This window comes from Mesorhizobium sp. M6A.T.Cr.TU.014.01.1.1 (genome assembly GCF_004022765.1).
In the GTDB taxonomy this organism is placed as follows: Bacteria; Pseudomonadota; Alphaproteobacteria; order Rhizobiales; family Rhizobiaceae; genus Mesorhizobium; species Mesorhizobium mediterraneum.
Map to the genome: position 1 here is coordinate 93,563 of NZ_RZPG01000013.1, position 13,709 is coordinate 107,271.

At 62.3% G+C, this 13,709-nt stretch carries 13 protein-coding genes; 6 read left to right on the forward strand and 7 right to left on the reverse strand.

All coding sequences use genetic code 11. The features are described 5' to 3' along the window. Nucleotides 1-78: 78 nt before the first annotated feature. On the forward strand, nt 79-519 hold the full coding sequence (locus tag EN885_RS16570) for a hypothetical protein (RefSeq protein WP_095483500.1): 441 nt from the start codon (nt 79-81) through the stop codon (nt 517-519). Between the two features lie 6 nt (nt 520-525). On the opposite strand, the gene EN885_RS16575 is transcribed toward EN885_RS16570, so the two are convergent. Then, nucleotides 526-714 (reverse strand): hypothetical protein, encoded by a 189-nt coding sequence (locus tag EN885_RS16575; protein ID WP_128242835.1) that lies wholly within the window; start codon nt 712-714, stop codon nt 526-528. A gap of 1,079 nt (nt 715-1,793) precedes the next feature. Between EN885_RS16575 and EN885_RS16580 the strand changes: the two genes are divergently transcribed. Genes EN885_RS16580 through EN885_RS16585 form a run of 3 tightly spaced genes read left to right on the forward strand, consistent with a single transcriptional unit; the run spans nt 1,794 to nt 2,972 of the window. Continuing rightward, nucleotides 1,794-2,129 carry a hypothetical protein gene (locus EN885_RS16580; RefSeq protein WP_128242836.1) on the forward strand — a complete coding sequence of 112 codons (336 nt, stop codon included), beginning with the start codon at nt 1,794-1,796 and terminating at the stop codon, nt 2,127-2,129. A 40-nt stretch (nt 2,130-2,169) separates the two neighbouring features. After that, on the forward strand, nt 2,170-2,514 hold the full coding sequence (locus tag EN885_RS33865; RefSeq protein ID WP_206616827.1) for a hypothetical protein: 345 nt from the start codon (nt 2,170-2,172) through the stop codon (nt 2,512-2,514). A 5-nt stretch (nt 2,515-2,519) separates the two neighbouring features. Next, nucleotides 2,520-2,972, forward strand: coding sequence for a VOC family protein (locus EN885_RS16585; RefSeq protein WP_206616828.1), 453 nt, complete (start codon nt 2,520-2,522; stop codon nt 2,970-2,972). A 444-nt stretch (nt 2,973-3,416) separates the two neighbouring features. On the opposite strand, the gene EN885_RS16590 is transcribed toward EN885_RS16585, so the two are convergent. From EN885_RS16590 to EN885_RS16600, 3 genes are read right to left on the reverse strand one after another with little or no spacing between them, the layout of a single operon-like run. Beyond that, a complete protein-coding gene (locus EN885_RS16590) occupies nt 3,417-4,298 on the reverse strand; it encodes an alpha/beta hydrolase-fold protein (protein ID WP_128335195.1) in 882 nt (293 codons plus the stop codon). Nucleotides 4,299-4,321: 23 nt separating this feature from the next. Then, the gene (fhuB, locus tag EN885_RS16595; protein WP_128242838.1) at nt 4,322-6,367 is read right to left on the reverse strand and encodes a Fe(3+)-hydroxamate ABC transporter permease FhuB; all 2,046 of its coding nucleotides are present in this window, start codon (nt 6,365-6,367) and stop codon (nt 4,322-4,324) included. Continuing rightward, nucleotides 6,360-7,235, reverse strand: coding sequence for an ABC transporter substrate-binding protein (locus tag EN885_RS16600; protein WP_128242867.1), 876 nt, complete (start codon nt 7,233-7,235; stop codon nt 6,360-6,362). The genes fhuB and EN885_RS16600 overlap by 8 nt, the downstream gene beginning before the upstream one ends. Nucleotides 7,236-7,469: 234 nt before the next feature. On the opposite strand from EN885_RS16600, the gene EN885_RS16605 reads away from it, so the two are divergent. After that, the gene (locus EN885_RS16605; RefSeq protein WP_164897860.1) at nt 7,470-9,623 is read left to right on the forward strand and encodes a TonB-dependent siderophore receptor; all 2,154 of its coding nucleotides are present in this window, start codon (nt 7,470-7,472) and stop codon (nt 9,621-9,623) included. On the opposite strand, the gene EN885_RS16610 is transcribed toward EN885_RS16605, so the two are convergent. Then, the gene (locus EN885_RS16610; protein WP_128242840.1) at nt 9,620-9,895 is read right to left on the reverse strand and encodes a hypothetical protein; all 276 of its coding nucleotides are present in this window, start codon (nt 9,893-9,895) and stop codon (nt 9,620-9,622) included. The two genes, EN885_RS16605 and EN885_RS16610, sit on opposite strands and share 4 nt — an antisense overlap. Here EN885_RS16610 and EN885_RS16615 point away from each other — a divergent pair. Continuing rightward, nucleotides 9,872-10,216 (forward strand): hypothetical protein, encoded by a 345-nt coding sequence (locus tag EN885_RS16615; RefSeq protein WP_164547040.1) that lies wholly within the window; start codon nt 9,872-9,874, stop codon nt 10,214-10,216. The two genes, EN885_RS16610 and EN885_RS16615, sit on opposite strands and share 24 nt — an antisense overlap. A 9-nt stretch (nt 10,217-10,225) precedes the next feature. Here EN885_RS16615 and ggt read toward each other — a convergent pair whose 3' ends face one another. Beyond that, nucleotides 10,226-11,965: a gamma-glutamyltransferase gene (ggt, locus tag EN885_RS16620; RefSeq protein ID WP_128242841.1), complete on the reverse strand. Its 1,740-nt coding sequence runs from the start codon at nt 11,963-11,965 to the stop codon at nt 10,226-10,228. A gap of 447 nt (nt 11,966-12,412) precedes the next feature. Beyond that, nucleotides 12,413-13,705: an L-rhamnose catabolism isomerase gene (gene rhaI / locus EN885_RS16625; protein WP_128242842.1), complete on the reverse strand. Its 1,293-nt coding sequence runs from the start codon at nt 13,703-13,705 to the stop codon at nt 12,413-12,415. Between the last annotated feature and the right edge of the window lie 4 nt (nt 13,706-13,709).

Below are 13,709 nucleotides of genomic sequence, written 5' to 3' on the forward strand. Positions count from 1 at the left end.
TCGGGCCGATGACGGATTTGATTTGCTTGGTGATCCCCTATGCTTAGGGCAAACTGCCTCTGGGCTCTAGGAGGAGAAATGAGAGCACGCGCAGCAACGGTTGGAGATCTGGAAGCCCTTTTCCGTGATCTGTCCAAGCGGATATCGGACGAGTACGCCGCGGCCGGCAAGGACAGCAAGATCGCGTACGACAATCTTATGATGAACTTGAAAGAGGGCCGTGCTCATGCGCTTGTCCAGGGTGAAAAGACCGTGGCGATCATCGCGTGGCACGAGCATAGCGACGCTGCCGATACGCTATTCGCCGCACAGGAGGATTTCTTCAGCGCCGCGACCGTTCGCTTCTGCAAGCGGCACATTCGCCATATCCAGGCGCTCGCCGGCAACCTTCCCATCCACTCGCGCAGCTGGCTCCAGAGACCGGATGTCGCAAAATGGTTTCGAATAATTGGCTATGTCGAGCGAGGCCAGGAGAATGGCGCCAACCTGTTCGAACTGCCGCCGGCTCGCGCCGAATAACAAACGTTACCATTGAGATCCGGTGGCGCCGCGCTCACAGCGGCGCGCCGATGGTTGAATCCAACTGAGGCGGCGATTCCCGCAGCCGGGTGGACGACGCCGGTGGGAGAGCGTCGTGAAGCCGAAATCCCTGCACAGCACCGCCATCTTCTCTCCATCCAGAACCCGCGCGATGAACTTCTGCCGCTCATCCATTTGGCTATACTCCAAGGCACCCTTGCTCTCCTTGCAAAGGGCCGAAAGTGTAACCCATGTCTCCGGAATGAACTGTCGGGAAGGGCACTCTGTACATACCAACAAGATCAAGAAGATAAGCCAACGCATTCCGCTGACCCGCGGGATCGGCTGGTCGCGGAATTTTGATGTCTCGCGCGAGCGACCCGTCGGATCCGGGATAACGGCTTTACGGCTTTGGGCCGGACCTCCTCGCACCGCTCGGTTTACTTACCTTTCGCCCGAGCTTCCTCTTGTTTACAGGAGCGGAGTTCGCTCTGCTCTTTAGCGACAGAGATTCTGCAAGGGCTCTAAGTTCTCGTGCTGTGGTTTCAACAGCTTCTTGCTCAAAGTCGACTTCTCCGATCATCTTACGCGCATTCAGGCATCTTGCTCTATAGGATCGTGCATTCGCGAGCTCTCGCTCCAAATTTGAGACACGTTGATCAGCGGTGATTACACTCGCCACAATCAAATTCCGCAGTTCGTTGACCTCACTTGCCAGTCGTCTCTTTTGCTTCGCTTGTTTCTCCAGGGCTTTGTCCCCCGGGCTCTTCACTTTGAACTCGATGACTGAGGTTTCTTCCGCTTTTTGGCAGATCGAAGTGGGCCGAAATTACACTTACTGCCTGGTTTTGCAGGTCCGAGTTGGTCCCGCCCGTCGTCCTTCCGCGCGTTGCGCCCCGGCCCGCCACTGTGACTAAAAAATCCGCTGCCCGGATTGATTACTGTGCTTCCACCCAAATAGCTGCCACGTCCCATCTCATCCCCCACACTCGATTATGAATATCGGCGAACCCGCATTCATGAGCCGCAACCAATAGCCTAACAGTTACAGCCAACTCAGCACAGTGTGATACAGGCGTGTGTAACATCAGATGGACAGTCAGAAAAACCCTAGATTGCTGCCGAGCGCAATCCGCCTCTGGGCACCATTTCACCCGAGCAAATTCAATAGGATATGCGACAGGCTGCATATTCCAAAAGCCGCCAAGGCGCTTGTATGCAGGCGAGCCGCGTGAGACGATGCGCGTATGGAGGACTTAACAACGAAACGCACGTTGACTGCGATAGCGGTTTGCCTGACGGCAGCCGGTTGCCAGAGCTATCCCGAAAGCCCATCCGGTTCCTTCGACGTTTCTGGTAACTACAAGGCGGTTTCCGATTGTTCATACCTCAAGATACGCAGCGGCGGATATTGGAAGAAGGAAGAATTTGAAAGTATGCGAACAGTCCAGCTCACGCTTGGCAACGAGACCACCGCGATTGGGCGCATCGACTTCACCGGCATCACCTCTGGCCGCACACGGGTAGAAGTCCGGTTCCCCACGCCCATTCAGGGAAAAGATTATTACCCGAATATATATCGGAAGATTGCCGAAAGCTGCTCAGCATAGCACACAGTTGTTCCGTTCCGTCCGAGCCGCGCAGGCAGGCTTGAGCCGCCTGCAGTGCTCTTGGCACTTCATGCCCACATCACTCGATCACCGGCATCAGCCTGTTCGCAAGGCCGACCAGCATCCTTGCCTCGGCCGACAACAGTACGAAGATAGACGACGCCAGCGGGAGCGTCGTGAAGCCGAACGCGAGGCCCGTTCGGAGTACGGTCAGTTTTTATCTCCACGAATGTCGGAACCCGAAGTCCTCAACACGTCCTTGCAGGGCAACACGCCACAGGAGGACATGATGACCATCCGCACCCGCATCTCGCCAAATCTCTGGTACTTCAATGCGATGGAGGTCGTCGACTTTCGCGTTTCGATCTTCCCGAACTCAAGGTGATGCGCATGTCGCATTATCTGAAGGACAGCCCCGGACCGGAAGGCGAGATCATGACCATCGAGTTCCAGCTCGATGGCCTGATCTTAACCGCCATCGATGGCGGACCGCAGTTCAAGTTTAACGAGTCGGTGTCGTTCCTCGTCGAGTGCAAGGACCAGGCTGAGGTCGACAGCTACTGGAATGCGCTTCTGGCAGGCGGCGGCGAGCCGGGACCGTGCGGCTGGCTGAAGGATCGCTTTGGCCCGTCATGGCAGGTCAACTGGGTGCCGCTGATCGACATGCTGCTCGATGCCGACAAGGAAAAGGCCGGCCGCGCGATGCGGCAATACTCAAGATGGGCAAGCTGGATGTTGCCGCCGTGCAAAAGGCGTATGAAGGAAAGTGGGCAGGGTCAATCATCCCATGCTCATGCGCCAGAGCGGCGGACTTTCAAATCGTACCCCGCGCCGATGTCCTAGCCGAAAAGGCCCACCGCTCCATTTGCGAAGCGGCGAGGCCCCATATTCGGGGACGATGCCGGGGTGTTACCCGGCATTGCCTGCGGTGCAATTCAGGTGCCAGACATGTTGACCCATAATGGGTCACCGCATCCGGGAAGCGCGAACGACCTTCCGCGATCACACCACTGCCATCGCTCGCCACGCCTGCTATATTCCCTTGCGGTGGACCTGATTTCCGCCTGGCCGGCGCCTATCAGGCAAACTTACCCCAACGCCCCCCCAAGTGGCGCCGGCCAATCTTCGCCACCGACATCTCCAGCAAGCCCTGCGAGGGCGAGACTTGCGCGCCACCGTCGCCAGGCCCGATAGTCACCTCAAGCGGACCTCATATCGGGCACACACGGATCTGCGATCGGAAGAGGCGCCCTCGGCGCCGCGTTGGCGCGCCCCGAGCACCTGCGTTTAGGGACGATGCACCGCGAACGCCGCCTGAACGGCACGGTTGACCGTGACCGGCAGGATGGACATGTGGTTTTCGCCGGCATGCAGCTCGAAACCGGCGCTCAGTCCAGGGATCGCGCAGAGGCGTTCCGCCATCTGCCGCGCGAATTCGTCGGTGCGCGTCAGCTTCTTGTGCTCCAGGCGCTTTGCCTCATCCGCAGCACCGATCTGGAACGGCGCCAGCTTTTCGGTCTCGTATTCGCCGGCCGACAGGATCACCTGCATCCTCAAGCCATCCGGCACGGCGGCCTCGAACGCCCGCAGAAAGCGGTCGATGAGGCGATCCTCCCAATAGATGGCCGGGCTGGTAGCAATCCAGGTCTGGAAGGCGAGAGGGCGAGTGAACAGGGCATAGAGCGCAAACAGCCCGCCAAAGGAGTGGCCGTAAAGCGCCTGCCGGCCACTGTCGATCCTGGTGCGGTTCGCCACCCACGGCTTCAATTCGTCCTCGATGAAGGCGAGGAACTCTTCCGCCCCGCCGGTCCTGACCTCCGGGCCACCATCATGGAATGGCGGATAGGTCTTGCCGGGCGGCGGTCCGAGATCCCATGACCGCCTGGGCGGGTCGTAGGCGCCCGCCACGGGATAGCCGATGGCGACGACGATCCCCTCCTCGACATTGGTGCCGAGCGGGTAACCCGCCTGGGCGCGCATGGCATCGACGGCGGTGGCGATCACGGCGTTGCCGTCGGTCATGTAGAGAACCGGCCAGCCGGCCTGTGGCTCTGGCTTTGCCGGCACATGCAGGAATATCCGGTAGGGATCGCCGCCATGCATAGGAGCAAGATCGTGGACTGTGGTGTCGGCGATCAATGCGGGTGTCGAAACCAGTCGTTCGGACATGGGTGGTGCCTCTTGCATCGGGATCAGCGGCGGCGCAGCAACCACATTAGCACCGGGCCGCCGATCAGCGTGGCGACGAGCCCGGCCGGAACCTGGCGCGGGAAGATGACGGTGCGACCGATCCAGTCGGCGGCGACCATGATCAAAGCCCCAACCAGCACCGCGCCGGCGGCTTGCGGCAGCGCACGGGCGATCCCAAGGCGGCGGGTGAGATGCGGCGCCATCAGGCCGATGAAGGTCAGCGGGCCGACGATCAGCGTCGATGCGGCGGTGAGAGCAGCAACCATCAGCAGTACGAGAAGCCGGGTCTTGGGCACATCGACGCCAAGCGACTGGACGGTGGAGGATCCGAGCGGCAGCATATCCAGCCAGCGCAGGAAAAGCGGCGCGAGCAGCAACAGGCAAAAAGCGATGGCGCCGGTCAGAAGCGCAGCACTGGCATCGACGCCATAGGTCGAGCCGGTAAGCCAGTTGAGGAGCTTCACGGCGCGCGGGTCGCCGGTGGCGGTCAGCACCAGGATCAGCGCATCGAACAGCGCCGTCAAAGCCACGCCGGCCAGCAGCAGGCGCTCTGGCGCATAGGCGGCGCGCCGCCCGATCGCCAGCGTCACCAGCAGAGCGGCGAAGGCGCCGACGGTCGCCGCCGCGGTCTGGGCCGGGCGGCCCGCATCGGAGAGCGAAAACAGCGCCACCATCATGCCGAGCGCCGCACCGGCGCTGATGCCGAGCACCTCGGGGCTCGCCATCGGATTGCCGGTCAACCGCTGCATCATCAGCCCGGCAAGCGCCAGCATAGCGCCGGCGGCAAACGCGGCGGACACGCGGGGCCAGCGCCACGACAACAAGGGCTGCAACTGGTCGCCGAAGGCGAACGTCCAGCCGTCCGGCCCCGGCCCATAGAGCAAGGCCAGCCCAAGCAACAGAAGCAGGGACAGGCCAATCGTCGCCAGCACTAGGCCGGGCCGGCCTATTCTGGGCAGGCGCTCCTCGATGAGCGCCGGGACCTCCAGGCCAAGCGCCAGGCGTGGCAGCAGCCACAGCAGCAGCGGCGCGCCGAGAAGGGCTGTGATCGCGCCGGTCGGCAGCAGGTCGCCCTGCGCCCCGGTCGCCAATTGCACCCCTTGGTCGGCGGCCCACAGAAGCGCTGCACCTATGAGCGGCGCCATGACCAGCCGTTGGCTCAGCCGGCGCGCACCGCCGATGCGGGCAAGGGACGCGGCCGCCAGGCCGACGAACCCGACCACGCCGACGGCAGCGACGACGAAAGCGATGAGTGCGACGGAAGCAGCCAGCCCAGCGAAACGATACACGCCAAGCGGAACGCCGAGGCTGCGCGCGCCTTCATCGTCGAGGCCAAGCAGGGTGAGCGGCCGCACCATGAGGCCGATCGCCAAAGCCGCAGCGCCGATGCGCGGCAACAGCCAAAGCGTCGTGGTCCAGTCTTGCTGGCCGAGCGAACCGGCGCCCCAGATAAACAGGCTGGTCAGCCATTCGTGCCGCAGCACGATGAGGGCTGCTCCAACCGCGCCGGCATAGAGACTGACGACCAGCCCTGCCAGCACGACGGAAAGCGGCGACAGGCCCTTATGCCAGGACAGGGCGAAGACGGCCGATATGGCGACAAAAGCGCCGGCAAGCGCCACCCATTCGCGGCCATAGGCAAGCAGGGAGGGTGCCAGAAGCGTCGCCAATGCCAGAGCCAGATAGGCGCCGGCCGAGACGCCGACGGTTTCCGGCGAGGCCAGCGGGTTGCGCAAGACCTGCTGCAGAACGGTTCCGGCTAGCCCAAGGGCGGCACCGCACAAAAGGCTGACCGCAAGCCTGGGCAGAAAGGCATAATGGACGAGAACCTGCCGCATGTCCTCGATATCGGGAGCGGTGAGCGATTGCTGCCAAAGTGCCGAAGGCAGCTGCACGGTGAGATTGGAGACAGTTGCAGCAACCGCTGCCGCCGACAGCACCGCACAGAGCAGGATCGCGACCACCGGCTGATTGCCGAACATGCGGCGCGACCATGTCCGGCCGGCCAGCCTGCCGTCTTCCGCTACGGCCGCTGCGTCTTCAGCCATTGGCAGCTTCCCCGGTCATCGCCTTGGCCAGGACGCGGGCAAAACGGGTGGCGGACGGCAGCGCGCCGAACATCAGGACGGCGGGAAGACGCATGATAGAGCGGTTGCGCACAAAAGGCATGGCGTTCCAGACCGGGCTTTCGGTCAGCGTGCCGCCGGCGCCCTCGGGCAAGGGTTCGAGATAGGCAAGGCGCGCGTCGTTCGCGGTCGCCAGGCCGTCGATGCCGGCGGTCGAAAACCCCCAATAGTTGGTCTCGCCGGTCCAGGCATTGCGCAGTCCGATACGGTCGAACACCTCTTGAAACAGGCTTTTCCTGCCGTAGACGCGCACATTGCGCGGATCCAAGAAGCTGACGACATAGATCGGCCGCGCCGAAAGCGGCGCCAGCTCCCGGCGAACTTCTGAAAAATAGGCGTCCGTCGCTGTGATCAGCGCTTCGCCTTCCCTTTCCTTGCCGACAAGCCCGGCCAGCTGGCGGGTTGCCTCGACGGCGCGCTGATAGGGCTGTCCCGCTTCGGTGTAGAGCCCGATCGTCGTCACCGGCGCGACGCGTTCGAGCAGCGGCTTGATGCCGTCGAGATACGGCATCGACAGGATGATGTCGGGGGCAAGCTGCTGCAGCAGTTCGAGATTGGGTTCCAGCAAGGTGCCGACATCGGCGATCTCCGGCGGCAGCGGCGGTTCGACCACCCAGTTCTCCCAGACATCGCGACCGGCAATGGCCACCGGATTGACGCCGAGCGTGAGCAAGGTCTCGGCCAGCCCGTCATCCAGGCAGACGATGCGCAGCGGTTTCGCCTCGACCGTCGAGGGCGCAACGCCGGCGAAGGGCAGCGCGAAAAGCCCGAGCGCCGCGCGCCGGGTCATTCGGTTGCAAGGGCGGATGGCCGTCTGGATGTGACGTTCAGGCACGGTCCTGGTCTCTCCCTTCAAACGCGGTGTGGGCATTTCCGGAATTTGGCTGCCGTCGGTCGATACCGGTTGACTATGAAACATGACTTTAATAGTCAACATTGAAGATGACTAAAAGAGTCAACATTTATTGCGCCGGCCGAATCGATGCCGCGCGCTTCGCAGACAGTGAGGGTGATCGAGATGAGGTTGAGCGCATATCGTGCGAAAGGTCGGCGAAACGGCATTCTAAGCCAAGGCTCCCTGATCGCTGCGACATGCCTCTCGACCCTGCTCTGCACCCAGGCCTTCGCGCAGGAAAATACGGTCGAGCTCAACCCGATCAATATCGAGGGACAGACCGACAGCCCGATCGGCCCGGATGACGGCTATATCGCCAAGAACACCACCACCGGCTCGAAGACCGACACGCCGCTGAGGGAAATTCCGCAGTCGGTGTCGGTGGTGACCCGCAAGCAACTCGACGACCGCCAGCCCGGGCAGCTTGAGGACGCGCTATCCTATCTTGCCGGCGTCACCACCTCGCCTTGGGGCGTCGACAACCGCTTCGACCAGTGCCTGATCCGCGGTTTCGACCTCTGCACCTCGGCGATCTACCGCGACGGGCTGCCGCAGAAGGTGATCGACTTTTCGGGTTTCAAGATCGAGCCCTACGGGCTGGAGCGCGTCGAAGTGCTAAAGGGGCCGTCATCAGTCCTCTATGGCGAGAACGAAGCCGGCGGCATGGTCAACGCCATCAGCAAGCGACCGACGGATACGCCGATCTATGACGGCTTCCTCAGCTACGGCAGCTTCGACACGGTCGAGGCCGGGCTCGACATCGGCGGGCCGGTCGACGAGGCCGGCGTGTGGTCCTACCGGCTGACCGGGCTGGTGCGCAACGGCGCGATCGAAACCGACTATTCGCGCAACGACCGCATCTTCGTCGCACCGGCGCTGACATGGCAGCCGGACGCGCAGACCTCGCTCACCATCCTCGCCAACTACCAGTGGGACAGGCTGGCGCCCGGTCAGTTCCTTCCCGTGGGCTACGGCCTGCCGCGCAGCTTCTTCACCGGCTCGCCTGACTTCGACCGCTTCGACGCCAACCACGGCTCGATCGGCTACCAGTTCAGTCACGAGTTCGACGACCATTGGACGGTGCGGCAGAACCTACGCTACTCCCAGCAGGATACCGACTACCGGCAACTCTATTTTGGAGACTGGCTCGGCGGCCCGGCGATGATCGACGACCACACGATGGCGCGCACCCTGTTCACGGTGGACGAAACGGCACGGCTGTTCAGCGTCGACAACCAGGCCGAATACAAGGCTGACTTCGGGCTGGTCGAAAACAAGCTGCTGTTCGGTCTCGATTACAACAGGCAGTCCGTCGACGGTATAAACCATTATGGGCAAGGGCCAGATCTCGACATCCTGAACCCGGATTACTCGATCCCGATCACGCCACCCGCCGGCATCCTTGTGGATCGCGTCGAGACGATCGGCCAAGTCGGCCTCTATGCGCAGAACCAGTCCAGGATCGCCGACCACTGGGTGCTGACTTTCGGCGGCCGACAGGCCTGGATCGACCAGACCAATGAGGACCGCAGCGGCAACGGGGGCAGCTACGACCAGAACGACCATGCCTTCACCGGCAATGCCGGCATCGGCTATCTTTTCGACAATGGCCTGACGCCCTATGCCAGTTATGCCGAATCCTTCACCACCAATATCGGCCAGTCCCAGTCCGGAGACGCGTTCCAGCCTTCGTTGGGAAAGCAATACGAAGTCGGCGTGAAGTACGAACCGACCTTCTTCCCTGGTTTCATCACTGCTTCGCTGTTCGACCTGCGCAAGACCAATGTCGTGACCTCTGTCGGTCAGTTTCAAGTTCAAACCGGAGAAGTCCGCCATCGCGGCCTCGAGATCGAGGCCAATGCCGACCTCGCATCCGGCCTGAGCATGACTGCGGCCTACACCTATCTCGACGCCGAGATAACCAAGGATGCCCCCGCCGTCGTCGGCAACCGCCCGTCGCTGGTGCCTGAACACCAGGCGTCGCTGTGGGCCAATTACCAGGTCGGCAGCGGTATGCTTGAGGGCTTGAGCGTCGGCGCCGGCGTGCGTTACATCGGCGCAAGCTTCGGCGACAACGCGAACGCAACCAGCGTGCCCGGCCGCACGCTGGTCGATGCGGCACTGCGCTACAAGAAGAACGGCTGGCAGGCCGCGCTCAACGTCTCCAACCTGTTCGACAAGACCTACTACTCGACTTGCTATAGGGCCGGCAGCAGTCAAGACCTCAGCTGCATCTATGGCGAAGGCCGCGTCATCAAGGGCAGCCTCAGCATGAAGTTCTAGGGGGCAGCGGCGGCGGCCTCTGGCATCATTTTTCCTGCATGAACGCATTGCATGCTGAAACGGCTCCGACCGGCGATTCCAGCCGGGCAGATCGCCTGGAACGGCAGGACGACCCGACATAAATCCAAAAAACCGGTAGCAAGCCGCCGCCAGAAAGTGTTGAAGACCGTGCCGATCGCATTCCACGCGGCGCGATCCAGTTGCGCTCGGCAAGGCTTGATGATTTGTTGCCGCTTCAAGGAGAATGAATGATGCGCGAGCCTGTCGGTCAAGACGAATATGGGTCGGCCAACCCCTTCGACCCGGACGACCTGTCGACGTTGAACGCAATGGGTCCGGGTGTGGCCAGCAACGATTTCGAGAAATACGCGGTCGCCGTGATCATCGTGTTCGGCGCCCTCATCATCGGCGGGCTGATGGCCGCGTCGCTGGCCTTGGGGCACCGCAACGGCTTCCTGTACGCGCTTGGCGGCGCCACCGCGGCGTGGATATCCGGAAATGCGCTTCTGCTCGATCGGCCGCGTATCTATGCCTTGTTCGTCGGCGTGGCGGCGGTGATGCTGATTGCGTCCACCGTCACCTTGGTCATCTGACCAAACAAATCAATATCCGATTGCCTCGCCGGATGCGGCGCGGCTGTCGATAGCGCCATTGTAGCGGGCGCCGCCGCCCTTTTCGATCTCGGCCAGGCTCTTGCCGCCGACCAGGATACCGGCCGCCTGGCCCCAGGTCGCCTCGGCGACATCGAGGTGGTAGCCCATGCCGGCAAGCAGTTTTTCGGTATCCGGCGACAGGCCGAACGGTTCGATATAAACCGTGTCGGGCAGCCACTGGTGATGGATGCGCGGCGCGTCGATCGCCTCCTGGATGTTCATGCCGTGATCGACGACATTGACGATCGCTTCCAGCGTGATGGTGATGATGCGCGAGCCGCCGGGGCTGCCGATGACCATGAACGGCTTGCCGTCTTTGGCGACGATGGTCGGGCTCATCGACGACAGCGGCGTCTTTCTCGGCTCGATCGCATTCGCCTCGCCCTGGACGAGGCCGTAGAGATTGGGCACGCCCGGTTTCTGGGTAAAGTCGTCCATCTCGTTGTTGAGCAGGATGCCGGTGCCGTCGGCGACAACGCCGGCGCCGAACGAACCGTTCAGCGTATAAGTCACCGCGACGGCGTTGCCGTCGTTGTCGACGATCGAATAATGCGTCGTTTCCTGGCTCTCGCCAAAACCCTTCGGCATCAATTCCTGCGACACGCCGGCCCGGAACGGATCGATCTTTTCGCGGATTTCTTTCGCATAATTCTTGTCGAGCAGCTTTTCGACCGGATTGTCGACGAAGTCGGGGTCGCCGAGCGCCGAGTTGCGATCGACATAGGCATGGCGCATCGCCTCGACCATGACTTTGACGGTTTCGGCAGAACCGGCACCGAGATAGGACAGCGGATAACCTTCCAGCACGTTGAGTATCTCGCAGATGATGACGCCGCCGGAACTCGGCGGCGGCGAGGAGGTGATCTCATAGCCACGGTAGTTGCAGGTCACCGGCTCGAGCTCGCGAACCGCGTAGTTCTCGAAATCCGCCTTGACCAGAATGCCGCCCTTCTCCGCGCTCGCCCTAACGATGCCGTCGGCGATCGGTCCTTTGTAGAAGGCATCGCGACCTTGCTCCGAAATGGCCGAGAGCGAGGCGGCGAGATCGGCCTGAACAAGGCGCTCGCCGATGGCATAAGGCTTGCCGTCCGGCTTCAGGAAGATGGCAGCGGCCGCTGGGTCCTTGGCCAGCCGCTCGGCGCCGCCTTCGAGCGAGGCGACATCGCCCTGCTCTAGCACGAAGCCGTCCTTGGCATAGCCGATCGCCGGCGCCATCAGGTCCTGCCGCGTCAGCGTGCCGTACTTTTCCCGTGCCATCTCGAAGCCGGCCACCGAGCCCGGCACGCCGACCGCGAGATAGCCGTTAAGGCTGGCGCCTTTCACCGGCTTGCCGTCCTTGTCGAGATACATGGTCTTCGTCGAGGCGAGCGGCGCCCGCTCGCGGAAATCGAGAAAGGTCGAGCGGCCGTCCTTGAAGCGGATGGTCATGAAGCCGCCACCGCCGATATTGCCGGCGTTCGGATAGACCACAGCCAGCGCGTAGCCGACGGCAACCGCCGCATCGACGGCGTTGCCGCCTTTCTTCAGCACCTCGACGCCGACTTCCGACGCAAGATGCTGGGCGGTCACCACCATGCCATGCTCGCCCTTCGCCGGCTGTGGCGAGGCGGCGAATGCGGCCACCAGCGGCGCAAAGGTCAAGGTGAGGGAAAGACTGACGGCGATCAACGTTCGGCGGGTGTGGTGCATGGCCGTTCTCCGAGGGGCGTTGGATGTGCCTAGAAGACCCTGTCGGAGGGGACGAGTCCATGGCTGTGAGGGAAAGATTCGGGGATGCCGTCATGCCCCCGTCGGCGAAGCTGCCGATCTCCCCCCTTGCGGGGGAGATGCCCGGCAGGGCAGAGGGGGGTGGGAAGGATCGCCAACTTTCGATTTCAGCTATTCCCAACCGGAAACAAGTCTGAGGACTTGACTACGATTGTTTGACAGTCGGAGGGACAGCACCCCCCTCTGTCCTGCCGGACATCTCCCCCGCAAGGGGGGAGATCGGACTTCACCTTCGGTTTTCGCCAACCTCCAAGGCTGAAAGCAAGCAATCTGTTCTTGCTTTGTGCCGGCAACTGTGCTATTGATTTCTATACGGTGCTGATTTGCGCCGCGACCCGCCACTGGCGGGTTTTTTGTTTCAGGCCGACATCAAACAATCCCACCGCTGCCGCCGGCAACCGCCGGCCGTTCCGCCGCGACCTTGGCCCGGTAGCCGGCCGCCCGGTAGGCGGCAACCGGATCGATGGCGCCGCCCGTGTTCAGCCGCGCCATGGCGAGGATCGGCTCGACATCGGTGCGATAGGCGGCTTTCAGCGTCTGCGTCGCCATCAGCGCGTCGTTAGCGTCCTGATAGCCTTCCAGTGCCTTGCGATCGACCAGCAGCGCTTGCGCATAGGCGCGCTGCACCTCGACCGCCGACAGCATCAGGCTTTCGATCGGATCGGTGACATTGTGGCTCTGGTCGAGCATGTGGGCCGGATCAAAACCTTCGGCACCGGAAAGCTCGGCATCGACCAGCTCGTTGAAGACGAGGAACAGCCGATAAGGATCGATCGAGCCGGCGTCGAGATCGTCGTCGCCATATTTCGAATCGTTGAAATGGAAGCCGCCGAGTTTCTTGAACTGGATTAGCCGCGACACGATCATCTCGATGTTAACGTTGGGCGCATGGTGGCCGAGGTCGACCAGGCAGAAGGCCTTGTCGCCGAGCTCTTTGGCGATGATGTAGTTGGTGCCCCAATCCTGCACGACGGTGGAATAGAAAGCCGGCTCGTACATCTTGTGCTCGGTGAACAGCTTCCAGTCGTCCGGCAGTCCAGCGTAGATCTCCTTCATAGCGTCGAGATAGCGCTCGAACGCCTTGGCGAAATTGACCTGGCCGGGGAAATTCGAGCCGTCGCCGATCCATACCGTCAGTGCCTTGGAGCCCAGCGTCTTGCCGATCTCGATGCATTCGAGATTGTGCTCGACCGCCTGCCGGCGCGTTGCGGCATCGGCATTCGACAGCGAGCCGAATTTGTAGGAAAGCTCCTGGTCTCGGGCGTCGGAAAACGTGTTCGAATTCATCGCGTCGAAGCCGAGGCCGAAGCGGGAGGCCGCCTGTTTCAGCCGGTTCGGATCGGCCTTATCCCACGGAATGTGCAGCGAGACGGTCGGCGTCGCCTGCGTCAACTGCCGGATGACGGCGCAATCCTCGATCTTGTCGAAAATGTCGCGCGGCTCGCCGGCGCCGGGAAAGCGGGCAAAGCGAGTGCCGCCGGTGCCGACGCCCCAGGACGGGATCGCCACGGCGAATTTTTCGACCTTGTTTCTGATCGCGTCGATGGCGATGCCGCGATGGTCGAGGCGTTCGCCGAGCGAACTGTAATCGCGCTCGAGGTCGGCCTTGCGCGCGGCGTTGTCCTTGTCGACGATGTCGGCGGAGATGATGGTTTCGGACACTTAG